Genomic DNA, 26,007 nt, shown 5'->3' with positions numbered 1-26,007 from the left:
CGGTCTTGCCGCCGCGCCGTTCCGGCGCGACGCTCCCGCGCCCTTCCTCCAGGTGTCCGATGCCCGAGCTTTCCGCCTACGTCCCCCCGCCGCACACCAGCCAGCACTGGAACCTGACGAAGCCCGGTGCCTCCGGCCGGCGCGGGATCGTCGCCTCCCAGTCCCGCGCGGCTGCCGAGGTCGGGGTGGCGGTGCTGGAGGCGGGTGGCAACGCGGCGGATGCGGCTGTGGCCGCGGCCTTCGCCCTGGCGACCGCCGAGCCCTGGAACAGCGGCCTCGGCGGGATCGGCTTCGCCATCGTCCACAAGCCCGGCGCCGCGCCGAAGGTCGTGGATTTCGGGCCCGTGGCACCGGCCGGGGTGGACCCCTCTGCCTACCCGCTGACCGGCAAGTGGAAGCAGGACCTCTTCGCCTGGCCGGAGGTGGTGGGAGACGTGAACATCCACGGCCCGCTCTCCTTCGTCATCCCCTCCTCCGTCGCCGGCTACGACCTGCTGCGGACGGAGTTCGGCTCGGGACGGATCGGGCTGGATGCCCTTCTCGGCCCGGCCATCGCCCTGGCCCGGCGCGGGCTGGCGCAGGACTGGTTCACCACGCTGAAGGTCTCGGCCTCCGCCAAGGTGCTGCGGCTCTATAAGGAGAGCGCGCGGATCTATCTGCCGGACGGGCTGCCGCCCAACCCGCCCTACCAGGGCAAGCCCGGGTTCCTGCAGCAGGGCGCCCTGGCGGAGACCCTGACTCGGCTGCGCGACCACGGCCTGCGCGATTTCTATGAGGGCGGGCTGGCGGCCGATCTCGTCGCCGACTTCCAGGCCATGGGCAGCGCGGTCGGCGCGGCGGACCTCGCGGGCTGCCGGGCCGTGGTGCGGGACGCGATGCCGATCGACTGGCGCGGCACCCACACGATCCACACCGCGGGCGGGCTGACCGCCGCTCCCACCATGGCGGCAGTGGCGAAGGAAATGGCGGGCATGCCCACCCCCGCGGGGCTCGACGCGGCCTGGTACCGCGGCTTCGCGCGCGCCATGCGCGGCGGCTACGCGGATCGGCTTGCCGGGCTGGGCGCGGGGGAGGGGGCGAAGGAGACAGCGGAGACCTGCACCACCCACCTGACGGTCTGCGACGGGGACGGAATGATGGTCACCGTCACGACCACCCTGCTCTCCTCCATGGGCAGCCGCGTCGTGCTGCCGCGGACGGGCGTGCTGATGAACAACGGGATGATGTGGTTCGACCCGCAGCCCGGCAGCGCGAACGCCATCCGTCCGGGCGCCCGACCGTTGTGCAATATGAGCCCGGTGACGGTCACGCGCGCCGGGGACGACACCAACCCGATCCTGGCCGGCGGCGCCTCCGGCGGGCGCCGCATCCTGGCGAGCGTGATGCAGATGCTCGCCTTCCAGCTGGACTTCGGCATGGGGCCTGAGGAAGCGGCCCACACGCCGCGCATCGACGTCTCGGGCCCAGATTCCGTCACGGCGGACCGGCGCCTGGGCGACGAGGTGCTGGGCGGGCTGGCGCAGGACGGCGAGCTGGAGGTGGTGGAGCACGCCGTCCTGCCCGTGAACTTCGCCTGCCCCAACTTCATCGCGCGTGACGCGAACGGCGCGGCGACGGGGATCACCGACGTCCTGTCGCCCTGGTCCGCCGCCCTGGCGGCACGGGCCTGAACTGGCGGGTGCGCGGCATGGGGATTGCAAGTCCGTAACGTGACGCGGGGTCCCGTCCCGGGACGCCCGACCGTGACGAAGGACCGCGCATGATCCATCGCCGCTCTCTCCTGGCCGCCGGTGCGGCCGGGCTGGCCCTGCCCGCGATAGGCCAAACCGCCTGGAAGCCCCGCCAGCCCATCCGCCTGATCGCCACCTTCCCGCCGGGCGGGCTGGCGGATGTGGTGGCGCGGCTGGTGGCGCCGGCCATCGGCAGCAATCTCGGCGCAACGGTGGTGGTCGAGAACCGGCCGGGCGCCGGCGGCACAATCGGCGCCGACGCGGCCGCCAAGGCGGCGCCGGACGGCCATACGCTCGTGATCAGCCACGCCTCGCCGCACGGCATCGCGGCCGGCGTCTATCCCAGCCTGCCCTACGACCCCGTGGCCGACTTCACCCATGTCGCCATGCTCTGCGAGACGGCGAACGTGCTGCTGGTGAACAAGGGTTCGGCTACCCCCACCCTCGATGCGTTCCTGGGCAAGGCCCGCAAAAACGGGGCGCGCTACGGCTCCTCCGGCATCGGTTCCATCACCCATCTGCTGGGTGAGGTCCTGATGCGGGAGGCGAGCGTGCCGAGGCTGGACCACGTGCCCTATCGCGGCAGCGCCCCGGCCATGCAGGACCTCTTCGCCGGCCATATCGAGAGCGTCTTCGACCCGCTGACGACGAATGTGGTGATGATCCGGGACGGGACCGTGACGGCCCTGGCCGTCTCGTCCGCGGCGCGGGTGCCGGCCACCCCGGACGTGCCGACCTTCGCGGAGCTCGGCCTGCCCGCCCTGACCTGCACGGCGTGGATCGGCGTCTCGGGGCCGAAGGGCCTGCCCGCCCCGGTGGCGGCGGCGGTGCAGGAAGCGGTGCTCGCCGCGGTGGCGCAGGCGGAGATCCGCGCAAAGATGGCCGACCTCGCCTCCTACCCTCCGGAGAAGCCCTTGGTCGGCGCGGACTACGCCGCCATGATCGCGCGCTACGCGGCGAGCTGGAGCGCGGTGGCGAAAGGGGCGGGCATTACCGTGTCCTGACCCGACCGGCCGACCCCGCCGGAACGAAGGGCGCGATGCTGACGATGCCGGAGGAGGTGCTCCTCCTCAGCCTTGACGACGTGACGGGCCGGCCGCTGGACCTTCCGGCGGCCGCTCTCTCGCTCGCCCTGTCAGGCGCGGTGCTGATGGAACTGGCCCTCCGCGGGCGCCTGGACAGCGATCCGGACCGCCTCTTCGTCGCCGACCCGACCCCCTGCGGCGACGCGCTGCTGGACCCGGTGCTGGAGCGGATCGCCGCCGCGCCGGAGCCGCAGGACAGCCGCTGGTGGATGGGCCAACTCGCCCCCGGAGCCCCGGCCCTGCGCCACGCCCTGCTGGACCGGCTGGTGGCGCGGGGGGTGCTGCGGGAGGTGATGGCCCGGCGCCTGCTCGTGCTGCCGGACCGGCGCTACCCGAAGGCGGACCGGGCCGCCTCGGCGGGTGCGCGGGAAAGGCTGCGGGCGGTGATCCTGGCCGGCGAGATGCCGGAGCCGCGGGATTCCCTGATGGCGGGGCTGTGCCGCGCCACGGGGCTGGTCGCCCTGCTCCTTTCCGAGGAAGAGGCACAGGCCGCCCTGCCGCGCATCGCCGCGCTGGCGGCGCTGGAGGAGATGAGCCGCTCTCTCGTCGCGGAGACGCGGGACCGGCTGGCCTCCGGGCACTGAGGCGCCCAGGGGAACGGTTCGCCGGCCCTGCCCAGGGGTTCCGCCGGGCGGCGGGCGGGTCCATACCGCCGCCAGCACAGGTTCCAGGCCCCGCATGACCGCCACCGACCCCGCGTTGATGGACGCGGAAACCCTTATTGCCCTCTATGCCCGCCGGGCCCTCAGCCCCGTGGAGGCGCTGAAGGCGGTGATGGAGCGGGTCGCCCGCTACAACCCCGCCATCAACGCCTTCGCCGCCATGAACCCGAACGCGCTGCGCCAGGCCGGGGAGAGCGAGGCGCGATGGGCCGCGGGCCGTCCGATCGGGCCGCTGGACGGCGTGCCCGCCACGGTGAAGGACGTGCTGAACCTGGCGGGCTTCCCCACACGCCGGGGCAGCCGCACCACCGATCCCCGCCCGCAGGCGGAGGATGCGCCGGTTGTGCTGGGGCTGAAGTCGGCTGGCGCCGTGATCCTTGGCAAGACCACGACCACGGAATTCGGCTGGAAGACGCCGGGCGACTGCCCGCTGCACGGCATCACCCGCAATCCCTGGAACAACCGGCGCACCACCGGCGGCTCCTCCTCGGGCGCGGGGGCGGCGGCCTCGGCGGGGTTCGGGGCGCTGCATGTCGGCACGGATGCGGGCGGCTCCATCCGGATCCCCGCCGCCTTCTGCGGTGTGGTCGGCTTTAAGCCCAGCTACGGGCGCGTGCCGCAATGGCCGCACGGCGCCTTCTCCTCCGTCTCCTGCGCGGGACCCATGACGCGGACGGTGCGGGATGCCGCGCTGATGCTGAATGCGATCGGCCGCGCCGACGCGCGGGACCCGCTCTGCCTGCCCGACGATGCGCGGGAATGGCGCGCGGGGATCGAGGACGGGGTGCGCGGCATGCGGATCGCGCTGGTCCGCCGTTGGGGCTTCGAGCCGCTGCTGGACGCGGATGGCGAGGCGGCGCTGCAGCGCGCGGCGGAGACGCTGCGGGCGGAGGGCGCGCTGGTGGAGGAGGCGGATCCCGGCCTGCCCGACACGCGCCAGGTCTTCGGCCGCGTCTGGGGCGTGGCGCTGGCGAAGCTCGTTGCCTCCGTGCCCGAGGCCCAGCGTGGCGACCTGGACTCCGGGCTTGAGGAGGTGGCGCGACGCGAGTCCGGGCTGCCCGCCACCGAGTTCCTGGTCGCCGACGCGATGCGTGTGGAGGCAGCGCACCGCATGGCGATGTTCCACCTGAAATACGACCTGGTGCTGACGGCCGCGACCCCGACCGCGGCCTTTGCCGCCGACCAGCCGACCATCCGGCCCACCGAGGCGCTGTGGCGGGATTGGGCGCCCTGGACCTTCGCCCAGAACCTGACCCGCCAGCCCGCCATTACCGTGACCACCGGCCTGGACGAGCACGGCATGCCGCGGGCCGTGCAGGTCGTGGCCGGGCAGGGCCGGGACGACCTGTGCCTGCGCGGCGCGCGGGCGTTGGAGCGGGCGCTGGAGATGCCGGAGACGGATCCGCTCGCCGCGTGAGCCTTGCACATCCCCACCCGCCGGGTTCATCCCGGCCCTCTGGCATGGAGTTGAGACGATGAGCGCCACCACCGAATCCCGCTTGCTGGACTGGCTGGCTGGCCGCCAGGACGAGATGCTGGCGGCGTTGGAGGCCATGGTGAACACCGATGGCGGCTCCTACGACAAGGCCGGCGTGGACGCGGTCGGCGAGCAGGTCCGCGCCTTCTTCTCCGCCCACGGCATCCCCGTGGAGACGATGCCGCAGGCCCGCTTCGGCGACTGCATCCGCGCCACGCTGGACGCGGAGGGCGCCGAGGCGAACGAGGGCAATGCCCGCCGCAACATCGTGCTGATGGGGCACCGCGACACCGTTTTCCCCAAGGGCGAGCCGGAGCGCCGCCCCTTCCGGGTGGAGAACGGCATCGCCACCGGCCCGGGCGTGGCCGACATGAAGGCAGGGCTGGTGATGAACATGTTCGTCATGGCCGCCTTCAAGGCCGTGGGCGGCGCGCCGGGTCCCATGGTCGCGCTCTTCACCGGCGACGAGGAGATCGGGTCGCCGGAAGGCCGCCCGGTGATTGAGGCGGAGGCCCGCCGCGCCCGCGTGGTGTTCAACTCCGAGCCGGGCCGCGCCAATGGCGGGGTGGTGACGGGCCGCAAGGGCGGCGTCTTCATGGCCGTGGAGATCGAGGGCCGCGCCGCCCATTCCGGCGGCAACTTCGAGGCGGGGATCAGCGCCATCGGCGAGCTGGCGGAGAAGGTGCGCGCCATCCACGCGCTGACGGACCTGCCGCGCGGCATCACGCTGAATGTCGGCCTGATCAGCGGCGGGCAGAGCGTGAACACGGTGGCGCCGCACGCGCAGATGCAGATCGACCTGCGCTACGTGGAGCCGGGCGACCGCGAGGAGATCATGGGCCGCATCCACGAGATCGTGGCGAAGTCCTTCGTGCCGGGCACGCGGGCCGAGATGACGATCCGCGGCGAGTTCCTGCCCCTGACCCAGACACCCGCGGCCGCGCGGGTCTTCGAGATGTACCGGGAGGCGGCCTCGGAAGCCGGGCTGTCCATCACCGGCGACTTCTCCGGCGGCTGCGCCGACAGCGGCTTCACCGCGGCGATGGGCGCTCCCACGCTCTGTGCGGTGGGCCCGGTGGGCGGCAAGGCGCATTCCCCTGAGGAGTACCTGGAGGTGGCGAGCATGGTGCCGCGCGCCCAGGCCCTGGCCCGCGCCATCCTGCGCCTGGACCGGGCGGGGCTGTAGTCGCATTCCCATTGCCCGCATCCGGCGCCGCGCGCTGGCCCTGCCGCTTCTGGCCCTGGCCGCGCTGGGCCCTTCGCCCGGCCCGGCCTGCGCGGCGGGCGGCGCCCCCCTGGCGCAGGAGCAACCCGCACCGCCGCGGCGCAGCTGCGCGGGCGGGCGCGAGACGGTGGCCTTCGGGCGCCTGCTTCTGCACTACGGGCTGCAGACGCTGCAGTACGGGATCGGCATCGTTCTCGTCTTCCTTGGCCTCGTCGTGATGGCGCTCGGCTACATGCTGCTGCTCATCGAGCTGCTGATCTGCTGGAGCTGAGGCCCTGCATCCCTTTCGCCTCTTCGCCAATCCCCGCCACGGCGTGCCGGGCGTCGTCGTGCTGCCGGAAGGCGGGTGGCGGCGGGCAAGGGCGGCGATCACCGCCTGGCCGGGCTATGCGCCCACCCCGTTGCGCGCGCTACCGGAGGTAGCGGAGGCGCTCGGGCTGGATTGCGTCTGGCTGAAGGATGAAGCCGAACGCTTCGGGCTCGGCTCCTTCAAGGCGTTGGGCGGGGCCTATGCCGTGGCGGGCGTGCTGGCACGGGTACTGGCGAGGACCGGCGTGGCGAACGCCGCCAGCGCCGCCGACCTTGAATCCGGGCGTTTCGCCACGGCGACGGCGGGAATCACCGTGACCTGCGCGACGGACGGCAACCACGGCCGCAGCGTGGCCTGGGGTGCCCGGCGCTTTGGTGCGCGCTGCGTGATTTTCGTCCATCCCGGCGTCACCTCCAACCGCCGTGCCGCGATGGAGGCATTCGGCGCGCAGGTGCGGGAGGTGCCGGGCAACTACGACGACAGCGTGCGCGCCGCCGAGGCCGCCGCGCGGGACAGCGGCTGGCATATCGTCTCCGACACATCCTGGCCCGGCTATACCGAGGTGCCGCGGGAGGTGATGCAGGGATACCGCCTGATGGCGGAGGAGGCGCTGGACGCGATACCCGCGCCGCCGACCCATGTCCTCGTCCAGGGCGGGGTAGGGGGCGTGGCAGCGGCGGTCTCGGTCGCGCTCCGGGCCCGGCGCACGGGCGCGCGGCTGGTCGTGGTGGAGCCGGAGCGGGCCGCCTGCCTGCTCGCCAGTGCCGAGGCCGGGGCGCCCACGACGGTCGCGGGTGAGCTGGACACGATCATGGCCGGGCTAGCCTGCGGCGAGCCGAGTCTGCTGGCCTGGCAGGAGCTGGAACGGGCCGCCTTCGCCTTCATGGCCATTCCGGACGAGGCCTGCATCGCTGCCATGCGGCACCTGGCCTGGCGCGGGGAGCCGGTTGTGGCCGGGGAAAGCGGGGCGGCTGGGCTGGCCGCACTCGCGCTCGCGGGGAGAGATGGCACGGCTCGCGAGATGCTCGGGCTGCAGAAGGATTCACGCGTGCTGGTGTTCAGCACGGAAGGATCGACCGACCAGGATCTGTATCAGGCGCTCGTTTCCCGGGTTGCGGTTGACAGGGGAGGTCCGTCTCCCCTTCTGGTGGCGGATCCATTGCATCCAGTTCAGGAAAGACGTCCCGCATGATTCTGCGCCGCCACCTCATCGCCGGGGCCGCCGGCCTGGCCGCCGCGCCTCTCGCCGCGCCTGCCGTCCATGCCCAGGGTGCGGGCTGGCCGAACAACCCCGTGCGCCTGATCGTGCCCTTCGCCGCCGGCGGCCCCACCGACATCCCCGCGCGACTGCTGGCCGACGAGTTGTCCAAGACCCTGCCGCAGCGCGTGATCGTGGAGAACCGCACGGGCGCGGGCGTCGTGGTCGGGTCCGACGTGGTGGCGAAGGCGCCGAAGGACGGGCAGGCGCTGCTCTACACCACCATCGCGCACTCCACCCTGCGCGCCATCTTCCCCAAGCTGCCCTTCGATCCGATCGCGGACTTCACCCCCGTCGCGCTGACGGGCGTGATCCCGATGATCGTGATGGTGAACAAGGAACTGCCGGTAAACTCGCTGCAGGAGCTGATCGCGCTCTTCAAGGCGAATCCCGGCAAGTACGACTATGGCTCCACCGGCAATGGCGCGGCGCTGCACCTGGCGACCGAGCTCTTCCTGCGCCAGGCGGGCGGGCTGAAGGTCAACCACGTGCCCTATCGCGGCGAGTCCGCGGCCATGCCGGACCTGCTGAGCGGCACCATCGCGATGATGATCAGCATCGCCAACAACGCGCTGCCCTTCGTGACGCGTGGCGAGGTGAAGGGGCTGGCCGTGACCTCCACCCAGCGCCTGCCGCAGCTGCCGGACCTGCCCACCGTGCAGGAGGCGGGGGTGCCGGGCTACGAGGCCTATACCTGGCACATGGTGATGGCGCCCTCCGGCACTCCGCAGCCGATCGTGAATGCGATCAACGAGGCGGTGAACAAGGTGATGGCGATGGACAGCGTGAAGCAGCGCCTCTCCGACCTCACCCTCACCACCAGGTCCGACACCACGCCCGCGACGGCGAAGAAGTGGCTGGACGACGAGATCGCGAAGTGGGAGCCGATCATCCGCGCCGCCGGCATCAAGGCGGACTGAGACAAGTCGGGGCGGGAGGCGATGCCTCCCGCCCCGCTTTGCTTCACACGCCCTGGCCCATGGCCCTGATCGGCGGGGCCAGATCCTTCGGCAGCGGGCTCTCATAGGGCTTCCCGCCCGTCCGCTCCTTGAACTCCGCCTTGGCCTTCTCGACCAGCGCGGGATCGCGGATGGCGTCGACCGCAGTGCCCGCCATCACCTTCGCCACATGCACCATGCCCTTGTGCGCGTGCGGCGACTTCCCCTGAGCGGTGAGCTGCCAGGAGTGGAAGGGCGTCCCGATCGCGCAGGTGGCGCCGCGGGCCTGCACCGTGGGCACGGCCCAGGAGACGTCGCCCACATCGGTGGAGCCCACGCCGCCGCCATCGCCCTTGCTTTCCAGGGGCACGACGATGTCGCAGAGCACCTTGCCCGGCTCCACCTTCAGCCCGTGCCGGCGATGGGCGTTGAGGATGTCCTGCTCCGTCAGCGTCGCCTGGATCTCCGCGGCGTACTGACGGTCCGTGTCGTCGAACTGCGGCGGGCCGAGGCGCTGGAAGTTGTCGTACATCGCCTTCTCCAGCGGCGTGTTACCGAGGAGGTTGGAGACGGCGGAGACCACGCTCGTCTCCACGCGCGTCTCCGTCATCAGCGCGGCGCCATCGGCGATCTTCCGCACGCGCGCCACGAGCATGTTCAGCTCCGGCAGGTCCCGCGCGCGGATGAGGTAGCGGACCTTGGCGCGGGCCTGCACGACGTTCGGCGCGATGCCGCCGCCATCCAGCATCGCGTAGTGGATGCGCGCGTGGTCGGGCATGTGCTCGCGCATGTAGTTCACGCCCACGTTCATCAGCTCCACCGCATCCAGCGCGGAGCGGCCCAGTTCCGGCGCGGCGGCGGCATGGGCGGACTTGCCGTGGAAGGTGAAGTCGATGCGCGTGTTGGCGAGGGAGACGGGGTCGTTCACGCCGGAGAAGGAGGCGGGGTGCCAGGAAATGGCGATGTCCACGTCGTCGAATACGCCGTCGCGCGCCATGAAGCCCTTGGCGGCGCCGCCTTCCTCGGCGGGGCAGCCATAGTAGCGGACGCGGCCCGGGATGTTGTTTTCCTTCAACCAGTCCTTCACCGCGGCGGCCGCGAGGAGGGAGGCGGCGCCGAGCAGGTTGTGCCCGCAGCCATGACCGGGGCCGTTCGCCACCACCTCCTTGTGCTCGGCGATGCCGGCCTCCTGGGAGAGATTGGGCAGGGCGTCGTACTCGCCGAGGATGGCGATCACCGGCCCGCCCTCGCCCCACTCGCCCATCACGGCGGTGGGGATTCCGGCGAGATCGCGCGTGATCCGCGCGCCCTCCTTCTCCAGCATCTCGATGTGCTCGGCCACCGAGCGCGTTTCGGTATAGGCGATCTCCGGCATGTCCCAGACCCGATCGGAGAAGGCCGCGTAGTCCTCCTTCCTCTCATCCACGGCGCGCCAGACGAATTCGTCGTTCCTCATGGACCGCTCTCCTCTAGTCGGTTCCCAGTCGGTTGCGGGGCAGGGCCACCGCCGCCGCTTCCGGGTGAATGGTGACGAGCCGCCCGTCCTGCCACTGCATAAGCCAGGGGCGGGCACGCGTGTTCTGCCCGCGCTCGTCGAAGGCGGCGCCCCAGCCGGCGGGGGTGGTGCCGTCCGGTACGTCGGTGGCAAGCATCGCCGCCCGCAGCCTGTCCTTCTCCGCCCCGCCCGCCCGGGCGATGGTGTCGAGGGCGATCCGGGCGCCGAAGAAGTTCGCCAGGGAATGGCCGGAGCGGGGATCGGCCCCGTAGCGGCGCTTATAGGCTTCCGCGAAGGCGGCATTCCCCGGTGCGGCGCGGTCCGCGATGGCAAAGCCGGTGAAGCCGATGTTCATTACCCCATCGAAGGCGGGGCCGATGGCGCGGGCCGTGTCGGCCAGGCTGTAACCGCCGCCGGAGCCGATGATCATGCGCGGCCGCCACCCCGCTTCCCGCAGGTTGCGGAACAGCAGGATCACGTCGTTCTGGCCGGCCGCGTGCAGCAGCACGTCCACGAAGGCCTCGCGCAGCCGCTGCACGGCGGGGGCCAGGTCGGCGGGGCGGGCGGGGTAGGGCACGCGCTCCGCTACGGGAATGCCGGCCTCGGCCAGCCGCAGGGCCTGCAACTCCGCGACGGAGCTTCCATAGGCGCTTTCCTCGTGCAGCAGCCCCACCCGCAGCGACTCCCGCGGGCGCCCCAGCAGGGTCGGCAGGACGGAGGAGACCGCCTCCGCCGCGACCGCGGCGAAATCCGCCGCCCGCGGGCAGGTGCGCCAGAGATTGCGGAAGCCGCGATCCGTGATGCCCTCCGCCACCGCGCCGAGCTCGAAATAGGGGATGCCCGCCGCATCGCTGGCCTGGCTGGCGGCGAGGGAAACGGCGGAATCGCTGCTGCCGATCAGGACCGAGGCCTTCTCCGCCCCCATCAGCCGCCGCGCCTCCGCCACGGCGGCGGCCTGATCGATGGCGTCGGCGCGGAGGAGGCGGACGGGCCGGCCGATCAGCCCGCCGGCGGCGTTGCGCTCCTCGACCGCCATCTCGAGCCCGCGGAAGGATTCATCCCCCAGCAGGCCGGGTACGCCGGAGAGGGGATAGACCGCCCCGATGCGCCACTCCGCCCCGGCCGGGGAGACGGCCGGCGCGGCCGGCTGCGGCGCCGGCGGCGCGGGCGCCTGGGCACGGGCCGCCCCGGCTGCCAACGGCAGGGCAAGCGCGGCCAGGAGGCTGCGGCGCGGCGCGGCCGGACGCATGGTCCCTCATTACCTCGCATTCCGTGGAGTGATCCGATGGTCGCCCCTCGAACCGCCCCGCGCAAGGCCGGTGGGCGGTTGATCCTGTCACGCATCGGTGCCCCGCCTCGCGCTTCCCCGCCTTGCGCTTGACGGCCCGCGCCCCCGCGACGACCTTCCGCCGCCCCCCCCCGCCCGGAGAGCCCGATGCACGACCTGCCCGAGAGCATGACCTTCATCGACCACGGCGCCGGGGGCGAGCCGGAGGTTCTGGTGGCCACCACCGGCCCCGTGCCCCGCCCCGCCCCGGGCGAGGTGCTGATCCGGGTGATGGCCGCGGGCGTGAACCGGCCGGACGTGCAGCAGCGCAAGGGCCTCTACCCGCCGCCGAAGGGGGCGAGCCCGGTCGTCGGGCTGGAGGTGGCCGGCGAGGTGGCGGCGGTTGGGGAAGGGGTGGACCGCTTCCGGATCGGCGATCGCGTCTGCGCCCTGGCGAATGGCGGCGGCTACGCCGAGTTCGCCGTTGCCCCCGCCACCCAGTGCCTGCCCTGGCCGGAGGGCTACGACGCCGTGCGCGCCGCGGCCCTGCCGGAGACCTTCTTCACCGTCTGGGCCAACCTGTTCGGCCATGGGCGGCTCTCGTCGGGGGAGGTGATGCTGGTGCATGGCGGCACCTCCGGCATCGGCTCCACCGCCCTGCAGCTGGCGCGGGAGTTCGGTGCGCGCCCCTTCGCCACCGCCGGCAGCCCGGAGAAGGTCGCGGCCTGCCTGGAGTTCGGGGCTGAGGAGGCCTTCGACTACAGGACGCAGGACTTCGCGGCGGAGATGAAGCGCGCGACGGACGGGAAGGGCGCCGACGTAATCCTGGACATGATCGGGGCGGACTATTTCCAGCGGAACCTGCGCGTGCTGGGGCAGGATGGGCGGCTGGTGATCATTGCGCTGATGGGCGGCTACGAGGTGGAGAAGGCCGATATCCGCCCGATCATGCTCAAGCGCCTCGTCGTCACCGGCAGCACGATGCGTCCGCGCACGGCGGCGGAGAAGGGCGTGATTGCACGGGAGCTGGAGAAGAAGGTCTGGCCCGTGCTCTCGGCCGGGCGCTGCGGGCCCCGCATCCATGCCACCTTCCCGCTGCGCGAGGCGGCGGCGGCGCATCGGCTGATGGAGAGCAGCGCGCATATCGGCAAGATCGTGCTGACGGTGGCCTAGGCCCGGATCTTGAACCCGCGCGATCTTTGGCTGCTGGCCGTCGCCGTTGTCCTCTTCGGCGGCGTCTGGCCCATCGCGAAGGACGCGCTGCGGGACGCCACGCCCGTCTGGTTTGGCGCCAGCCGGGCGGGACTGGCCGCGCTCGCCTCAACCTTAATTCTGCTGTGCCTCGGTCGGCTGCACCTGCCAGGGCGGCGGGACCTGCCATCCGTCCTGGCGCTCGGTCTGCTCCAGATCGGCGGCTTCTTCGCGCTGACGCATATCGCGCTCGGCGTGCTGCCGGCCGGGCGCATCGCCGTGCTCTCCAACGTGACGATCTACTCCCTCGTCCCGCTCTCGGTGCTCGTGCTGGGGGAGCGCGTGTCCCCGCTGCGCTGGGCGGCGGCGGGGCTGGGGCTGGCCGGGGCGCTGGTCCTCGTGGGGCCCTGGGCTGTGGACTGGTCGGATCCGGCGGTCCTCGCGGGGAACGGGCTGCTCGTCGGCGCCTCCGTGCTCTGGAGCATCGCCATCGTGATCACGCGCCGCTTCCCGCCGCAGCGGCCGATGCTGGAGCTGCTGCCCTTCTTCTTCGGTCTGGCGACGCTGCTCCTGCTCGCGCTGGCGGCCTTCCGGGAACCGGATGGCGGGATCGGGCGGGGCGCCCTGCCGCATGCCGCCTTCATCGGCCTGGTCGCCGCGCCGCTGGGCACCTGGAGCGTGATCGAGGCCGGCCGGCGCCTGCCCTCCACCGTGGCCTCCGTCGGGTTCATGCTGGTGCCCGTCCTCGGCGTGACGCTGGGGGCGCTATGGCTGGGGGAGCCGGTGGGGTGGGACATCCTGGCGGGCGGCGCGCTGGTCTTCGCGAGCGTCGTGCTGGCGGTGCGCGGGTGACGGGTGCTGGCGGTGCGCGGGTGATGGGTGCTGGCGGTGCGCGGGTAGGGGAGAAGGCATGATCCTGAACGCGGTCGAGGCCGGCGAGGGGCCGGTGCTGGTACTGCTGCACGGGCTCTTCGGCCAGGCCCGCAACTTCGGGGTGCTGCAGCGGCGTTTGGCGGCGGGCGGGCGGCGGGTGGTCGCGCTCGACATGCCCAATCACGGGGCCAGCCCGCACGCAGCGGCGATGGACTACCGCCTCATGGCCGATGCGGTGGCGAAGACGCTGGCCGCGATGGGAATTCCGCGCGCGGCGGTGATGGGCCACTCCATGGGCGGCAAGGCCGCGATGATGCTGGCCCTGACACGGCCGGAGCTGGTGGCCCGCTTGCTGGTCGCGGACATCGCACCTGTCTCCTATCCCTCCCGCTGGGTGCCGCTGGTGGAGGCGATGCGCGGCGTGCCGCCGGGCATGCCCCGGGCCGAGGTGGACGCCGCGCTGGCCTCCGCGGAGCCGGATGCGGGGGTTCGCGCCTTCATCCTGACGAACCGCAAGCCCGATGCTTCCGGCTGGAGGATCGGGCTGGAGGAGATCTCGGCCACCCTACCGGCGATCATGGGGTGGGAAGCACCGGACAACGCGACCTTTGACGGGCCGACCCTGGTCGTCGCCGGCGAGCACTCCCGCTACATCCGGACGGAGAACCGGCCCACCTTCCGCGCGCTGTTCCCCCATGCGCGCTTCCTGACCTTGAAGGGCGCCAGCCACTGGCTTCATGCGGACCAGCCGGACGCCTTCGCGGCCGTGGTGGAGGGCTTCGCGCCGGTCTGACGGCCGCGCTCAGATCGCGCTCGGCGCCTTGAAGCTGTTCGTCTTGTTCAGGTCCGCCGCGCGCCAGAGATACCATGCGGCCGCGGACCGGAACGGTGCCCAGCGCGCGCCGATCGCGGCCAGCTCCTTCGGCTTCGGCTGCAGTTCCAGCCCGGCCGCGACGCGGTATCCCTCCCGCACGCCGAAATCATCCACGGGCAGGATGTCCGGGCGGCCGAGGGTGAACATCAGCAGCATTTCCACCGTCCAGCGGCCCACGCCGCGCAGCGCCACCAGCCGCTCGATCAGCGCCTCGTCGGAGAGGCGCGCGGCGGCGCGGCGGGTGGGCACCCACCCGGCGGCGGACTTGTGGGCGATGTCCAGGATGGCCGCCTGCTTGGCGCCCGAGAAGCCGCAGGCCCGCAGCGCGCCGTCCGGCAGGGCCAGCACGCGCTCCGGCGGGGGAAAGGGGTGTTCCGGCGTGTGCGCGATCAGGCGGTTCAGCATCGCCTCCGCCGCGCGGCCATGCACCTGCTGATGGGCGATGGCGCGCACCAGCGCCTCATAGGGCTCGCGGTCCTTTACCGGCTTCAGCCCCATGGCCCCGACCTGGGCGATAACGGGGCCGAGCACGGGATCGGCGGAGAGGTGCTTGCGGGCGGCGCGGGCGCTCATGCCACCCGGCTTACGCCAGCGCGCGCAGGATCGCCACGGCCGCCCAGCCGACGAGAAGGGCGATAACGATCAGCGGCCAGACGCCGCGCCAGATCGCCGGCGGGCGCGTGCCGTCCGCCAGGAGCCCGCAGACCATGGCCGTCATTGCGAAGGAGTAGGCGGCGCCGACGCCGGAGGCGAAGTTGTGGATGCCCGGCGCCAGCCAGGGCGGCAGCCCGGCGGCGAGTCCGAGATCCGCCTGCACGCTCATCATGGAGGAGGCGGCGCCGACGCCGCTGCCCGTCAGCAGCCCGCCGATGAAGCCCAGCGGCGGGATCGCGAAGGGCGCCAGGGGGCCGAGCCCGGCAGCGATCCCGTGCGCCAGTCCCGTCGCCGCGCCGGAGCCCGCCAGCCAGCGCCCGAGCAGGACATAGAGCAGCATGGCGGCCGCGGGGCGGCGCATCCGGCGCATCGCCTCTCCAAAACGGGAGGGACCGTCCTGGCGCAGCGCCAGGAAGCCGAGGGAGACGCACCAGAGCACCACCGCCACATGGGTCAGCCCAAAGGCCGGGAGGTCGGCATAGGGCCGCCAGCCCGGCGCGGACTGCCAGGCGCGGGCGAGGAGGAGCACGAAGGTCAGCAGCGCCCAGGGCCCGATCGCCGCCAGCGCGTGGTCCCGCGACACCGCGTCTCGCGGCGGGGCGAAGCGCCAGAGCGCGGGCAGCAGGACGATCCCGGAGGAGAGAAAGCCCACCGTCTCGGCGGGCATGAACCGGCCGAGGAGCACGACGAGGGCGGCGACGGCGGCCTGCATCCCGAACTGCACCAACCGCTCCGCCCGCGGCACCGGCAGCCCGGCCCGGGCCAGCAGCGCCCAGAGCACGGGCGGCGCGGCGAGCATCCAGGCGGCGTGCGGCATGGCAGTCACGAAGGAGACCTCGTGCGACGGCCGGTGTGCCAGGGCCGCGCCGAGCGCCAGCCCCGGACCCAGCCCGCCCCAGGGCGCGAGCCAGAGGGAGAGCACGGCCATCCCGCCCGCCGGGGCGGCGGCGATCCCCATGGCCCGGAGCGCGCCAACGGTGAAGACGGCGCCGACGCCGAACCCCGTCACGCTCTCCACGAAGGAGCCGGCGAGGATCATCAGATAAGCCCGGCGGGGGGACGGGGGGACGGCCTCCGTCGCGCGGGGGGCGGCCGCGAGGCTGAAGAGCAGGCCGCCCGAGAGGGTGGCCACCGGCAGCAGGCCGAGGAAAAGGGCGCGCAGGCTCTCCGTGCCGAGAAAACGGGGCAGTGGTAGGCCCGGCGGCAGCGCGGCCGAGACGGCGGGCAGGGAGGCGGCGAGGGCGGCCAGGCAGGCCGGCACCGGCGCCACCCGCCCGGAACCCAGGAGGGCAAGCAGCACCAGCAGGGGTAGGGCCTGGAGGAGGATGTCCATGCGCGCCCGTGCAACCCCTTCCCTGCCCGTGGCGGCCCGGCGGGGCCGTGACCGTCCGGCCACGGCCCTGCCACATTGCAGTGCGAGAGGAAACCATCCCCGCCCACCCCGTTCTAGGCCCGACGCCCAACCTTCGTTAAGGCGCCCCCTTTAGGAGATCCTCTTGCACCGCCGCGCCCTGATCGCCGGACTGGCCATGGCCGGGCTCATGCCCCGCATTCCCGGCACGCTCTACGAGCGCGCGGAGGCCGCGGACGACCCCGTGCGCCCCTTCGACGACACCACCGTCCGCACCATGGCGCGCGAGTTGGCCGCCAAGCCCTATGCCGCGCCGGATGAGCGGCTGCCCGCCCCCTTCGCGGATCTGAGCTACGACGCCTACCGAACCATCCGCTTCGCTCCGCAACGGGCCATGTGGCGGGCGGAAGGATTGCCCTTCCAGATGCAGCCCTTCCACCGGGGCTTCCTGTTCAAGGCGAAGGTCGGCCTCTTCGAGGTGGCCGACGGCCGGGCGACGCCGATCCCCTACGACCCGACCGCCTTCACCTTGTCGGAACTCGGCGGCGCCCCGCCCATCCAGGCGCCCGATCTCGGCTTCGCGGGCTTCCGGCTCACCAACCCGATGAACCGGCAGGACCACTACGACGAGGTGGCCGCCTTTGTCGGCGCCTCCTACTTCCGTGCCATCGGCAAGGGTCATGTCTACGGCCTCTCGGCTCGCGGCCTGGCGATCGCAACGGCGGAGCGGTCCGGGGAGGAGTTCCCGCTCTTCCGCGCCTTCTGGCTGGAGCGGCCGCGCGCTGGGGTGAATTCCACCGTGGTCCACGCGCTGCTGGACAGCCCGAGCACGACCGGCGCCTTCCGCTTCACCATCCGCCCGGGCGAGGAGACGGTGTTCGACGTCGAATCCCGCCTCTATCCGAGGGTCGAGATGCCGACCGTCGGCGTGGCGCCGCTGACGAGCATGTTCCTGCACTCCGCGCTCGACCATGTTGGGGCGGACGACTACCGCCCGGCCGTGCACGACTCCGACGGGCTGATGCTCTCGACCGGCCGCGGCGAGGCGATCTGGCGGCCGCTGGCGAACCCGCGTGAGCTGCAAATCAGCGTCTTCGGTGACGTCAATCCGCGCGCCTTCGGCCTGATGCAGCGCGCCCGCAGCTTCCGCGACTACCTCGACCTGGAAGCGCATTACGAGCGCCGGCCCGGGGCCTGGGTGGAGCCGATCGGCGACTGGGGCGAAGGCGCGGTGCATCTGGTGGAAATCCCGACGCGGGAGGAGATCCACGACAACATCGCCGCCTTCTGGCGCCCCAAGGTGCCGCTGAAGCCCGGCCAGGAATATAGTTACGTCTACCGCCTGCACTGGACCGGCGGTGCGGCCTTCGGCGCGCCCAACACCCCGCCGCCCGCGCAGTTCACCGGCGGGCGCCAGGGTGCGAAGCCATCGGTGCAGGGCACACGCCTCTTTGTCCTGGAGGCGGCCGGCGGACGGCTGGCGGCCTTGCCGGCAGGCGAGATGCCGGTGCTGGACGTGACCGCCAGCACCGGGCGGATCGAGAACGCCGTGCTGCAGCGCAACCCAGAGACGGAGGGCTGGCGCCTTTCGTTCGAACTGGTCCCCGGCGGGGAAAAGCTCGTCGAGCTGCGCGCCCTGCTCAAGAACAATGCCGGCCCGCTGACTGAGACATGGCTGTTCCGCTGGACACCCTGACCCGCCCCGCCACGGCCCCCGGGATGCTTCCCGGCCGCCTCGCCGCCCTGCCGCCGGAGGTGCCGCTGGACATGCCCGTCCAGGACCTGCGCGCGCGACCGCCCCGCGCGCGCCGGCCGGACACCGCGCCGCGTGGCATGGCGTGGCGCAGGCTGTTCGTCTTCGGCGCGGCGATCCTGCTGACGATCTTCGGCACGCGCGAGATGGCGCTGGTGCTGGACGTCACAACCCCCCTCACGCCCGGCGTGGTGGTGCTGGTGCTTTTCGTGCCGCTCTTCGCCTGGATTGCCCTTTCCTTCGTCTCCAGCCTTTGCGGCGCGGTGAGCACGGCACTCGGCGGGGGCAGGGGGCTGGGCATCGACCCCGAAGCGCCGCTTCCCGCCCTTACCGGCCGCACCGCACTCCTCATGCCCGTCTACAACGAGGACCCGCGCCGCGTGCTGGCCGGCCTTGAGGCCATGGAGGCGGCGCTGCGCGAGGCGGGCGCGGCGGATGCGTTCGACATCTTCATCCTCAGCGACACCACCGATCCCGATGCCTGGGCGCGCGAGGAGGACGCGTTCCTGGCGCTCCGCGCCCGGGCGGGGGAGCGGGCGCGGATCTTCTACCGGCGCCGCGCGAAGAACACTGACCGAAAGGCCGGCAATATCGCGGACTGGGTGCGGCGCTTCGGCGGCGCCTATCCGCAATTCCTGATCCTGGACGCGGACAGCGTGATGTCGGCCGAGGCGCTGATCCGCCTTGCCGCCGCCATGGAGGCGCATCCCGGCGTGGGGCTGATCCAGAGCCTGCCCGTGATCGTGAACGGCCGCTCCCTCTTCGCGCGGATGCAGCAGTTCGCCGGGCGGCTCTATGGGCCGGTGATCGCGCACGGCATCGCCTTCTGGCACGGGGCGGAGGGGAATTACTGGGGCCACAACGCCATGATCCGCACGGCGGCGTTCGCCGAGGCGGCGGGGTTGCCCCACCTGCCCGGCCGCAAGCCCTTCGGCGGCACGATCATGAGTCACGACTTCGTGGAGGCCGCGCTGATGCGGCGCCAGGGATGGGCCATCCATTTCATCCCGGCCCTCCAGGGCAGCTACGAGGAAAGCCCGCCGGCGCTCTCCGATCTCGCGATCCGCGATCGGCGCTGGTGCCAGGGGAACCTGCAGCACATGGCGGTGCTGCCGACGCGCGGGCTGCATCCCGTTTCCCGTTCCCACCTGCTGGTCGGGATCGGGTCCTACATCACGGCACCGCTCTGGCTTCTCTTTCTCCTCGCCGGCGTGCTGCTGGCGCTGCAGGCACGCTTCGTCCTGCCCGTGTACTTTCCCCAGGGACCCGCGCTGTTCCCGAACTGGCCGGTTGTCGATCCGGTCCGCGCGAAGTGGGTCTTCATTGGCACGATGGGGCTGCTGCTAGTGCCGAAGCTCCTGGCCTGGGGCGCGATGCTGCTGAACGGCCCGTGGCGGCGCGGCCATGGCGGCGGCTTGCGCGCCCTGGTCAGCATGGTCGTCGAGACGGTGCTGGCGGGCCTGCTGGCCCCGGTGACGATGCTCACGCAGTCCGTGGACGTGTTCTCCATCCTGCGCGGGCGGGATTCCGGCTGGTCCGCGCAGACGCGGGACGATGGCAGCCTGCCAATGGGGCAGGTGGCGCGTCTCTACTGGCGGCACACGGCTTTCGGGCTCGCCTTCGGCGTCGCGGCCTTCCTCGTCTCGCCCTATCTCGCGGCCTGGATGTCGCCCGTGGTGGTTGGGCTCGCCCTCGCGATCCCGCTCGCGGCCTGGACCGCGAAGCGGGGAGCGGGACAGGGGCTGCGCCGCGCCGGCCTGCTGCTGATCCCGGAGGAGCGTGACCCCCCGTCGATCCTGAGCCGTACCCTCGCTCTTCGTGCGGAATGGGAGGCGCTGGCGCCGGAGGGCGAGGCGCTGGCACGGCTTCGCGCCGATCCCGCCCTGCTTTCCGCCCACCGCGCCATGCTGCCTCCCCCCGGGCCGGCACGGCCGAATGCGCTGGATGCCAGCCTTGTCATGGGCCGGGCGCGCGTGGCCGCCGCCGGTTCCGCCGAGGAGGCGCTGGCGGCACTGACCCGGGCCGAGAAGGCCGCGCTGCTGGCCGACCCGGCCGGGCTCGACGCGCTGCTCGCCCTGCCGGTGCGCTGATGGACGCGGCGCCGCTCATCCTGACACTGCGCTTCGACGACCTGTCCTTCGCGCGCCTGGACAGGCTGCGCCGTGCCCATTTTCCGCCGGAGCGGAACCATATCCCCGCGCATCTCACCCTGTTTCACGCTCTTCCCGGTGCAGGGCGGGCGGAGATCGAGGAGAACCTGCGCGTCGCCTGCGCCGGGACCCCGCCGATCCCGCTACGGATCACAGGCACGCGCTCTCTGGGCCGCGGCGTGGCGCTGGAGGTCGAGGGACCGGCGCTGGTCGCCCTGCGGCGCTTCCTGGCCTCGCACTGGCGGGAATGGCTGACGCCGCAGGACGCGGGCGGCTTCCGCCCGCACGTCACCGTGCAGAACAAGGTGGCGCCCGAGGCTGCGCGAGCACTCCAGGCGCAAATGGCCGCGGGATTCGAGCCTTGGGAGGCGCGCGGCGAGGGGCTGCTGCTCTGGCACTACCGCGGAGGCCCCTGGGAGGCTACCGCCGAATTCCCATTCTTGGGACGGGCCGCCTAGCGGCGGGTGCGGCGGCGCGGTTGGGCCGGTGCCGCCTGGCCCCGGGCAGCGGCGGCGCGCTGGCGGACCGCCTCGTTGCGCGAGAGCGGCGTCCCCTGGGCGTTGAAGTCGGAACTCGGCGCCTGCCCGCGGGACCAGCCGGGACGCGAGATCGACCCCGTAGCCCCCTGAGCCATGGCAGAACCCGCGGCGGCCATTCCGCCGAGGGCGAGGATGGCAAGGGCGAAACGCTTCTTCATGGACATGCCTCTCTGCATGAGACGGCGGATTGATTGCGCGACGGAACGTCTCGCGCAAGGACCGTTCCCGTTTTTCCTGATGCGCCGTTTCAGGATCGGCCCGCGCGCGTCCTCGCCGCCTCGCGACGCTCCTCCGCCATTGCGGCGGCCGAGCGGCGCCGGATGATCTCGGCGCGGGTCAGCGGGCGCCCGTCGCGGCCGACCGGCATGCCCTGGCGATCGAAATCGGAGGTCGGCGCCTGGCCCATGGTCCAGTCGCCGCGCGACTCGGCGCCGGTCGCGCCGCCGGCGGGGGCACGGCTGGTCTCGAAGATGGATTGGGCCCGGGCATCCGACGTGGCGGTGAGGAGCAGGCCGGCGAAGGTGCCGGGAAGAGCGAGGAGGCGGACCGAACGGCTGGTCATGCCCGCCCTAACACCCACCTGCCCCGCCCGTTCCGTCAGACGCTCGCGAGGAGACCAGCGAGCAGCTTCGCCCTCGGCACGAGACTGTCCTCGCGAATGTATTCGCCGAGGGTGTGGTACCCAGCGCCGAGCACGCCCAACCCGTCCAGCGTTGGGATTCCCAGCGCGCCGGTGAAATTGCCGTCCGAGCCGCCCCCGGCGCTCTCATGCGGAAGGGGGTGGCCGAGCCGGGCGGCGAGAGCCCGGGCGCCCTCGTAAAGCTTTATCGCCCCTTCGTCGGGCTCCCAGACCGGGCGGGTGACGCCGCGGTGCACCTCCACCAGCACGTCCGACGCGCTCGCCTTCAGCGCGAGCATCCGCTCCACCGCCTCGTCCAGGTCCGCCTGGCGCTTGGCCATGCTCAGCGCCTCGGCGTCGCAATGGGTGGCCACGCAGTTCACCCACTGCCCGCCCTGGATCACGCCGACGGAATAGGTGGCGGCCTCCGTCGTCATGGCCTCGATCGCCAGGATCTGCCGGCACATCTCCCGGATGGCGGACCTACCGTCGGACAGGCGCGCGCCGGCATGGCTGGGGCGGCCGGTGGTCCGCAGGTTGAAGCGGGCGATGGCGTAGCGGCCGGTGACCACGCCGCCCATGGGGCTCGCCTCATCGGTCGGCCTCCCGGGCTCCGGCACCAGCACCACGGCGTGGCGCGCCGCCTCGGCCTCGATCACGTCGCGGGTGGAAGGGGTGCCCACCTCCTCGTCCGGCGTCAGCAGCACCGTGACGGGGCGGGAGGTGGCGATACCGGCGCGTGCGAGCTCCCGGATCGCCTCCAGCGCCAGCAGCGTGCCGCCTTTCATGTCGCAGATGCCCGGGCCGTAGCAGCGCCCGTCCTGCCGCCGGAAGGGCAGGACCTCCAGCGTGCCCAGCGGATGCACCGTGTCCAGGTGGGCGAGGACGAGAATGCCGGGGGCATCGCCATCGGCGTGCGGGAAACGGGCGCGCACGCAGCCGCCGAATCCCATGCGGCCGGGGATGCGGTCGATCCGGGCCCCCATCATCGCCAGGTCCCGCGCGGCCAGGTCCATCATGCGGTTCACGGCGGCGGCGTCGAAGGTCGGGCTCTCGCACTCCACCCATGGACGCAGCCGGCCGAGGATGGCCTCCGCATCGAAGGGCAGGTCCAGGCCGGGGTGGGAGGGCAGGGCATCCATGGCGAGCGGTCCTTTCCTGGGCGGGGGGGGACAGCCTGCGCCGCCGCCGCGCGGGGGTGAAGAGTTGCGCCATGTTTTTGCGCCGGCCGTCCGGGGCGCTACCCTGGCGGGGATGAGTGATCCCCTGAACATCGCCCCGCGGCGCCTGGTGCCGCTGGCCGGCCCCATCCTCTGGTCCGCGGCGGAACTGGCCCCGAACGAGCAGATGATCCCGCTGGGCGCGGATCACGCCGCCGAACTCGCTGCGCCCGGCGGCGCCACCCCGCTTCTGGACGCCCTGGCCCAGGAGCTGCGGAGCCGGCTGGACCACGGCCGCGGCTTCGCCCTCCTGCGCGGCCTTCCTCCCTCGGGCGACGCGGAGGCGCCGCTGCGCGCCCTGGCTTCCCGGCTCGGGCAGGCCGTCTCGCCTGCGCCCGCCATGGGCAACCGCCACACGGAAGCCTGCGACGCGCTGCTGCTGCGCGTGGCCGAGCCCGCCGTCGCGCGCCTGCGCTCGGCGGCCTGCATCCACAACGCCTTGCTTCGGGCGGACCGTCCCGGACTGGCGGCCCTTTACGAGGCGCGTGGGGAGCCGGCCCTGCCCGTCTTCTCCTATGAGGGTGGCGTCTTCGCCGCGCGCTGGGACGATGCCGCCCTGCCCGAGGACCGGGTGCCCGCCGCCATTGCCGAGGCGCTGGGCGAGCCGCTGACCCTCAGCCTGCGCGGCGGGGACATCCTGGCCTTCAACCCCTTCCTCGTCTGGGTGGACCGGCTGCCCGGTGCGGCCATGGCGGCCGCCAGGGAGGAACCCTCCCGCCTGGACAGCCCGGGCTTCGCCGGGCTCCGCTAGCCTCCATGCGAATCCTCGTCGCCAACGCGAACACCACCGAAGCCATCACCGCGCGCTGCGCGGAGGCCGCGCGCGCCGCCGCCTCGCCGGGCGTTGAGATCGTGCCGGGCACGCCGCGCTTCGGGCCGGCCGTGATCTCCTCCGGGCTGGAGAACGCGATCGCGGCGCACGGCATCCTGGACCTGCTCGCGGAGCATGCGGGGAAAGTGGATGCCGTGGTGCTCGCCGTCTCGCTGGACACGGCACTGGAGGCGGCGCGGCAGCTGATGCCCTGCCCGGTGGTGGGCATGACGGAGGCGGCCTGCTTCGCCGCCTGCATGCTCGGCAACCGCTTCGGGCTGGTGACCTTCGGAGGGACGGAGTCCTACCGCCGCCTCATCGACAACCACGGCCTGACCTCGCGCTGCGCCGGCCTGGTCGGCGTGGATTTCACGCCGCAACGGGCGATGGTGGACGCCGAAGGCGCGGTCCGCGCGGTGGGTGAGGGCGTGGCGCGGCTGGTCGCGGGCGGGGCGGATGCCGTCGTGCTCGGCGGCGCGGCTCTGGCGGGGATGGAACGGGCGCTGCGGGACGCCTCCCCCGTGCCGCTGCTGGACGGAATGGCCTGCGGCGTGCGGATGGCCGAGGCCCTGGCGGCGATCGGGCCCGCCCGCGCCCGCCAGGGGCCGCTGGCCCCGGTGCGCGGCCGGGAATCCACCGGTCTCTCGCCGGCGCTGGCAGCGCTGCTGCGGGGAGATTAGCGCGGCCCGAACCTGGCCCGGCGCGGCGCGTTGCGCTCGCTCAGGTGGAGGTGGAGCCCATGGGCAAGGTCGTCGTCGTTACTGGGGCAGGGGCCGGCATCGGGCGGGCCACCGCGACGGCCTTCGCGCGCCAGGGCTATGACCTGGCCCTGCTCTCCCGGGATCCCGGCCGGCTTGGGAGTGCGGCGGAGGAGTTGCGGTCGCTGGGTGTGCGCGTCCTGCCGGTGCCGACCGACGTGGCCGATGCCGCGGCCGTGGAAGCGGCGGCGGAGCAGGCGGAGCATGAGATGGGCCCGATCGACGTCTGGGTGAACGTCGCCATGGCGACGGTCTTTGCGCCGGTCTCCGAACTCACGCCGGAGGAGGTGCTGCGCGCCACCCAGGTCACCTATCTCGGCCAGGTGCACGGGATGATGGCGGCGCTGAAGCGGATGCGCCCACGCGACCGCGGCACCATCGTCAATGTCGGCTCCGCGCTCGCCTATCGCGCGATCCCGCTGCAGGCCGCCTATTGCGGCGCCAAGTTCGCGACGCGCGGCTTCACGGATTCCCTGCGGTCCGAATTGATCCACGACGGCAGCAAGGTCCATGTCACCACCGTGGACCTGCCGGCCTGCAATACCCCGCAGTTCGACTGGTCGCTGAACAAGATGGGGCGGAAGGCGCAGCCCGTTGCGCCCATCTACCAGCCTGAGGTTGCCGCCGCCGCCATCGTCTACGCGGCCACGCATCGCCGCCGGCAGGTCTGGCTCGGCCTGCCCACGATCGTCACCATCGCGGTGGACCGGATCGCGCCGGGGCTGGTGGACCGCTACCTCGCCCGCACCGGCTACAGCGGACAGCTGACGGAGGAGCCCCAGGCGGCGGACGCGCCGGCAAACCTGTTCGAGCCGGTGCCCGGCCCCTACGGCGCGCATGGGCGCTTCGACGATCGCCAGCCCCGGACGACGACATGGGAGGTTTTCACCAGCCGCCAGCGCGACGTTTTCTGGCTGGGGGCGCTGGCGGCCGCGGTCGGGTTCGGCGCCATCATCCGGCACCTGCGCCGCTGATCAGGCCGGCAGGGCCTCCAACTCCCGCGAGAGAAGGGCTAGGTCCTGCGGGCGGGACAGGCGGTGGTCGCCGTCCTTGACCAGTGTCAGCACCGTGTCTGGACCTGGAAGCGCCTCCACGATCCGCAGCGCGTGGCGCCAGGGCACGTCCGGGTCCGCCATGCCCTGCAGCAGCCGCACCGGGCCTTCGTAAGCGATGGGGCCGGGCAGGAGCAGGTGGTTGCGGCCGTCCTCGAGCAGGCGGCGGGTGATCGGGATAGCCTCGCCGTACTGGGAGGGGCGCCGCAGCACCCCGTCGCTCGCCAGCGCCTCGCGATCCGCTTCCGTGAACTCGCCGGGCATCAGTGCCTCGGTGAAGTCCGGCGCCGCCGCGATGCCGACCAGGCCCTTCACGCGTCCCGCCCCCCAGCGCTGGGCCAGGAGCAGCGCGATCCATCCCCCCATCGAGGAGCCGACCAGGACCAGGGGTCCCGGCGCCCGCGCCTCGATCACCTGAGCGGCGTCCTCCGCCCAGATGCCAATGGTGCCGTCCTCGAAGGCGCCGCCGCTGATGCCGTGACCGGAATAGTCCAGCCGCAGGAAGGCACGGCCCCGCTCGGCGCAATGGTCCCGCAGGTGAACTGCCTTGGAGCCCTCCATGTCCGAGCGGAAGCCTCCGAGGAAGACCACCGCCGGTCCCGTCCCGGGCAGGGCTGCCCAGGCGAGGAGAGTGCCGTCGGGGCGGGTGAGGTTGCCGCGGGTCTCGTTCATGCCGCTGGCCTAGCCCTAGCGGCCGGTGGTGGACAACCCGCCA

Annotated in this window: 25 protein-coding genes; 17 read left to right on the top strand and 8 right to left on the bottom strand. The window is 72.7% G+C overall.

The window, feature by feature from the left end; translation table 11 throughout:
• Positions 1-59: 59 nt before the first annotated feature.
• The 8 genes from J5Y10_RS09930 to J5Y10_RS09895 all read left to right on the top strand — a co-directional run bounded on the left by J5Y10_RS09930 (position 60) and on the right by J5Y10_RS09895 (position 8,667).
• Entirely contained in the window at positions 60-1,670 is a 1,611-nt protein-coding gene (locus J5Y10_RS09930; RefSeq protein ID WP_209373146.1) for a gamma-glutamyltransferase, read from the top strand.
• Positions 1,671-1,759: 89 nt separating this feature from the next.
• On the top strand, positions 1,760-2,734 hold the full coding sequence (locus J5Y10_RS09925; protein ID WP_209373144.1) for a Bug family tripartite tricarboxylate transporter substrate binding protein: 975 nt from the start codon (positions 1,760-1,762) through the stop codon (positions 2,732-2,734).
• Positions 2,735-2,769: 35 nt separating this feature from the next.
• Positions 2,770-3,399 (top strand): GOLPH3/VPS74 family protein, encoded by a 630-nt coding sequence (locus J5Y10_RS09920; protein WP_209373142.1) that lies wholly within the window; start codon positions 2,770-2,772, stop codon positions 3,397-3,399.
• 94 nt (positions 3,400-3,493) lie between these two features.
• Positions 3,494-4,894, top strand: a complete 1,401-nt coding sequence (locus J5Y10_RS09915; protein WP_209373140.1) for an amidase — start codon at positions 3,494-3,496, stop codon at positions 4,892-4,894.
• A gap of 58 nt (positions 4,895-4,952) precedes the next feature.
• The gene (locus J5Y10_RS09910) at positions 4,953-6,140 is read left to right on the top strand and encodes a M20 family metallopeptidase (RefSeq protein ID WP_209373139.1); all 1,188 of its coding nucleotides are present in this window, start codon (positions 4,953-4,955) and stop codon (positions 6,138-6,140) included.
• Positions 6,141-6,306: 166 nt separating this feature from the next.
• Positions 6,307-6,450 (top strand): hypothetical protein, encoded by a 144-nt coding sequence (locus J5Y10_RS09905; RefSeq protein ID WP_209373138.1) that lies wholly within the window; start codon positions 6,307-6,309, stop codon positions 6,448-6,450.
• 43 nt (positions 6,451-6,493) lie between these two features.
• Entirely contained in the window at positions 6,494-7,681 is a 1,188-nt protein-coding gene (locus tag J5Y10_RS09900; protein WP_342452888.1) for a diaminopropionate ammonia-lyase, read from the top strand.
• Positions 7,678-8,667 (top strand): Bug family tripartite tricarboxylate transporter substrate binding protein, encoded by a 990-nt coding sequence (locus J5Y10_RS09895; RefSeq protein ID WP_209373137.1) that lies wholly within the window; start codon positions 7,678-7,680, stop codon positions 8,665-8,667. The genes J5Y10_RS09900 and J5Y10_RS09895 overlap by 4 nt, the downstream gene beginning before the upstream one ends.
• 43 nt (positions 8,668-8,710) lie before the next feature.
• Here J5Y10_RS09895 and J5Y10_RS09890 read toward each other — a convergent pair whose 3' ends face one another.
• Complete coding sequence (locus tag J5Y10_RS09890; protein ID WP_209373136.1) at positions 8,711-10,141, bottom strand: M20 family metallopeptidase; 1,431 nt, start codon at positions 10,139-10,141, stop codon at positions 8,711-8,713.
• A gap of 13 nt (positions 10,142-10,154) precedes the next feature.
• Positions 10,155-11,429, bottom strand: a complete 1,275-nt coding sequence (locus J5Y10_RS09885) for an ABC transporter substrate-binding protein (RefSeq protein ID WP_209373135.1) — start codon at positions 11,427-11,429, stop codon at positions 10,155-10,157.
• A 186-nt stretch (positions 11,430-11,615) separates the two neighbouring features.
• Here J5Y10_RS09885 and J5Y10_RS09880 point away from each other — a divergent pair, with 186 nt between their 5' ends.
• From J5Y10_RS09880 to J5Y10_RS09870, 3 genes are read left to right on the top strand one after another with little or no spacing between them, the layout of a single operon-like run.
• On the top strand, positions 11,616-12,620 hold the full coding sequence (locus tag J5Y10_RS09880) for an NAD(P)H-quinone oxidoreductase (RefSeq protein ID WP_209373134.1): 1,005 nt from the start codon (positions 11,616-11,618) through the stop codon (positions 12,618-12,620).
• 9 nt (positions 12,621-12,629) lie between these two features.
• Positions 12,630-13,490, top strand: coding sequence for a DMT family transporter (locus J5Y10_RS09875; protein WP_245214517.1), 861 nt, complete (start codon positions 12,630-12,632; stop codon positions 13,488-13,490).
• 58 nt (positions 13,491-13,548) lie between these two features.
• Positions 13,549-14,304: an alpha/beta fold hydrolase gene (locus tag J5Y10_RS09870; RefSeq protein WP_209373132.1), complete on the top strand. Its 756-nt coding sequence runs from the start codon at positions 13,549-13,551 to the stop codon at positions 14,302-14,304.
• Positions 14,305-14,313: 9 nt separating this feature from the next.
• Here the strand turns inward: J5Y10_RS09870 and J5Y10_RS09865 are convergent, their stop codons facing one another.
• Together J5Y10_RS09865 and J5Y10_RS09860 are read right to left on the bottom strand one after the other, a co-directional pair.
• Positions 14,314-14,958: a DNA-3-methyladenine glycosylase family protein gene (locus J5Y10_RS09865; protein WP_209373130.1), complete on the bottom strand. Its 645-nt coding sequence runs from the start codon at positions 14,956-14,958 to the stop codon at positions 14,314-14,316.
• Positions 14,959-14,968: 10 nt separating this feature from the next.
• Complete coding sequence (locus J5Y10_RS09860; protein WP_209373128.1) at positions 14,969-16,372, bottom strand: L-lactate permease; 1,404 nt, start codon at positions 16,370-16,372, stop codon at positions 14,969-14,971.
• A 163-nt stretch (positions 16,373-16,535) separates the two neighbouring features.
• Here J5Y10_RS09860 and J5Y10_RS09855 point away from each other — a divergent pair, with 163 nt between their 5' ends.
• The 3 genes from J5Y10_RS09855 to J5Y10_RS09845 are packed head-to-tail and all read left to right on the top strand — an operon-like array spanning position 16,536 to position 20,751.
• Positions 16,536-18,086, top strand: a complete 1,551-nt coding sequence (locus J5Y10_RS09855; protein WP_245214516.1) for an OpgD/OpgG family glucan biosynthesis protein — start codon at positions 16,536-16,538, stop codon at positions 18,084-18,086.
• Positions 18,062-20,233, top strand: a complete 2,172-nt coding sequence (mdoH, locus tag J5Y10_RS09850) for a glucans biosynthesis glucosyltransferase MdoH (protein WP_209373126.1) — start codon at positions 18,062-18,064, stop codon at positions 20,231-20,233. Before J5Y10_RS09855 ends, mdoH begins: the two co-directional genes overlap by 25 nt.
• Positions 20,233-20,751 carry a 2'-5' RNA ligase family protein gene (locus tag J5Y10_RS09845; RefSeq protein ID WP_245214515.1) on the top strand — a complete coding sequence of 173 codons (519 nt, stop codon included), beginning with the start codon at positions 20,233-20,235 and terminating at the stop codon, positions 20,749-20,751. Before mdoH ends, J5Y10_RS09845 begins: the two co-directional genes overlap by 1 nt.
• On the opposite strand, the gene J5Y10_RS09840 is transcribed toward J5Y10_RS09845, so the two are convergent.
• From J5Y10_RS09840 to J5Y10_RS09830, 3 genes are all read right to left on the bottom strand, one after another.
• Positions 20,748-20,990, bottom strand: coding sequence for a hypothetical protein (locus J5Y10_RS09840; RefSeq protein ID WP_209373125.1), 243 nt, complete (start codon positions 20,988-20,990; stop codon positions 20,748-20,750). The genes J5Y10_RS09845 and J5Y10_RS09840 overlap by 4 nt on opposite strands.
• Positions 20,991-21,079: 89 nt before the next feature.
• Positions 21,080-21,394, bottom strand: a complete 315-nt coding sequence (locus J5Y10_RS09835) for a hypothetical protein (RefSeq protein WP_209373124.1) — start codon at positions 21,392-21,394, stop codon at positions 21,080-21,082.
• A gap of 35 nt (positions 21,395-21,429) precedes the next feature.
• Positions 21,430-22,593 (bottom strand): M20/M25/M40 family metallo-hydrolase, encoded by a 1,164-nt coding sequence (locus tag J5Y10_RS09830; protein ID WP_209373123.1) that lies wholly within the window; start codon positions 22,591-22,593, stop codon positions 21,430-21,432.
• 112 nt (positions 22,594-22,705) lie between these two features.
• Here J5Y10_RS09830 and J5Y10_RS09825 point away from each other — a divergent pair, with 112 nt between their 5' ends.
• From J5Y10_RS09825 to J5Y10_RS09815, 3 genes are read left to right on the top strand one after another with little or no spacing between them, the layout of a single operon-like run.
• Positions 22,706-23,422, top strand: coding sequence for a hypothetical protein (locus tag J5Y10_RS09825; RefSeq protein ID WP_209373122.1), 717 nt, complete (start codon positions 22,706-22,708; stop codon positions 23,420-23,422).
• Positions 23,423-23,427: 5 nt separating this feature from the next.
• Complete coding sequence (locus J5Y10_RS09820) at positions 23,428-24,162, top strand: aspartate/glutamate racemase family protein (RefSeq protein WP_209373121.1); 735 nt, start codon at positions 23,428-23,430, stop codon at positions 24,160-24,162.
• 59 nt (positions 24,163-24,221) lie between these two features.
• On the top strand, positions 24,222-25,214 hold the full coding sequence (locus J5Y10_RS09815; protein ID WP_209373120.1) for an SDR family oxidoreductase: 993 nt from the start codon (positions 24,222-24,224) through the stop codon (positions 25,212-25,214).
• Here J5Y10_RS09815 and J5Y10_RS09810 read toward each other — a convergent pair whose 3' ends face one another.
• Complete coding sequence (locus J5Y10_RS09810; RefSeq protein WP_209373118.1) at positions 25,215-25,964, bottom strand: alpha/beta hydrolase; 750 nt, start codon at positions 25,962-25,964, stop codon at positions 25,215-25,217.
• Between the last annotated feature and the right edge of the window lie 43 nt (positions 25,965-26,007).

The organism is Roseomonas indoligenes (assembly GCF_017813365.1).
GTDB classification, from domain to species: Bacteria; Pseudomonadota; Alphaproteobacteria; order Acetobacterales; family Acetobacteraceae; genus Roseomonas; species Roseomonas indoligenes.
The sequence above is the reverse complement of the archived record's forward strand: the minus strand, read 5'-3'. Positions and strand labels throughout refer to the sequence as shown.

What these genes read in the sequence shown, in the direction of transcription:
- J5Y10_RS09930 (WP_209373146.1), top strand. Translation starts at nt 60, where the DNA reads ATGCCCGAGCTTTCCGCCTACGTCCCCCCGCCGCACACCAGCCAGCAC.
- J5Y10_RS09925 (WP_209373144.1), top strand. Translation starts at nt 1,760, where the DNA reads ATGATCCATCGCCGCTCTCTCCTGGCCGCCGGTGCGGCCGGGCTGGCC.
- J5Y10_RS09920 (WP_209373142.1), top strand. Translation starts at nt 2,770, where the DNA reads ATGCTGACGATGCCGGAGGAGGTGCTCCTCCTCAGCCTTGACGACGTG.
- J5Y10_RS09915 (WP_209373140.1), top strand. Translation starts at nt 3,494, where the DNA reads ATGACCGCCACCGACCCCGCGTTGATGGACGCGGAAACCCTTATTGCC.
- J5Y10_RS09910 (WP_209373139.1), top strand. Translation starts at nt 4,953, where the DNA reads ATGAGCGCCACCACCGAATCCCGCTTGCTGGACTGGCTGGCTGGCCGC.
- J5Y10_RS09895 (WP_209373137.1), top strand. Translation starts at nt 7,678, where the DNA reads ATGATTCTGCGCCGCCACCTCATCGCCGGGGCCGCCGGCCTGGCCGCC.
- J5Y10_RS09890 (WP_209373136.1), bottom strand. Translation starts at nt 10,141, where the DNA reads ATGAGGAACGACGAATTCGTCTGGCGCGCCGTGGATGAGAGGAAGGAG.
- J5Y10_RS09885 (WP_209373135.1), bottom strand. Translation starts at nt 11,429, where the DNA reads ATGCGTCCGGCCGCGCCGCGCCGCAGCCTCCTGGCCGCGCTTGCCCTG.
- J5Y10_RS09880 (WP_209373134.1), top strand. Translation starts at nt 11,616, where the DNA reads ATGCACGACCTGCCCGAGAGCATGACCTTCATCGACCACGGCGCCGGG.
- J5Y10_RS09870 (WP_209373132.1), top strand. Translation starts at nt 13,549, where the DNA reads ATGATCCTGAACGCGGTCGAGGCCGGCGAGGGGCCGGTGCTGGTACTG.
- J5Y10_RS09865 (WP_209373130.1), bottom strand. Translation starts at nt 14,958, where the DNA reads ATGAGCGCCCGCGCCGCCCGCAAGCACCTCTCCGCCGATCCCGTGCTC.
- J5Y10_RS09860 (WP_209373128.1), bottom strand. Translation starts at nt 16,372, where the DNA reads ATGGACATCCTCCTCCAGGCCCTACCCCTGCTGGTGCTGCTTGCCCTC.
- mdoH (WP_209373126.1), top strand. Translation starts at nt 18,062, where the DNA reads ATGGCTGTTCCGCTGGACACCCTGACCCGCCCCGCCACGGCCCCCGGG.
- J5Y10_RS09845 (WP_245214515.1), top strand. Translation starts at nt 20,233, where the DNA reads ATGGACGCGGCGCCGCTCATCCTGACACTGCGCTTCGACGACCTGTCC.
- J5Y10_RS09840 (WP_209373125.1), bottom strand. Translation starts at nt 20,990, where the DNA reads ATGAAGAAGCGTTTCGCCCTTGCCATCCTCGCCCTCGGCGGAATGGCC.
- J5Y10_RS09835 (WP_209373124.1), bottom strand. Translation starts at nt 21,394, where the DNA reads ATGACCAGCCGTTCGGTCCGCCTCCTCGCTCTTCCCGGCACCTTCGCC.
- J5Y10_RS09830 (WP_209373123.1), bottom strand. Translation starts at nt 22,593, where the DNA reads ATGGATGCCCTGCCCTCCCACCCCGGCCTGGACCTGCCCTTCGATGCG.
- J5Y10_RS09825 (WP_209373122.1), top strand. Translation starts at nt 22,706, where the DNA reads ATGAGTGATCCCCTGAACATCGCCCCGCGGCGCCTGGTGCCGCTGGCC.
- J5Y10_RS09820 (WP_209373121.1), top strand. Translation starts at nt 23,428, where the DNA reads ATGCGAATCCTCGTCGCCAACGCGAACACCACCGAAGCCATCACCGCG.
- J5Y10_RS09815 (WP_209373120.1), top strand. Translation starts at nt 24,222, where the DNA reads ATGGGCAAGGTCGTCGTCGTTACTGGGGCAGGGGCCGGCATCGGGCGG.
- J5Y10_RS09810 (WP_209373118.1), bottom strand. Translation starts at nt 25,964, where the DNA reads ATGAACGAGACCCGCGGCAACCTCACCCGCCCCGACGGCACTCTCCTC.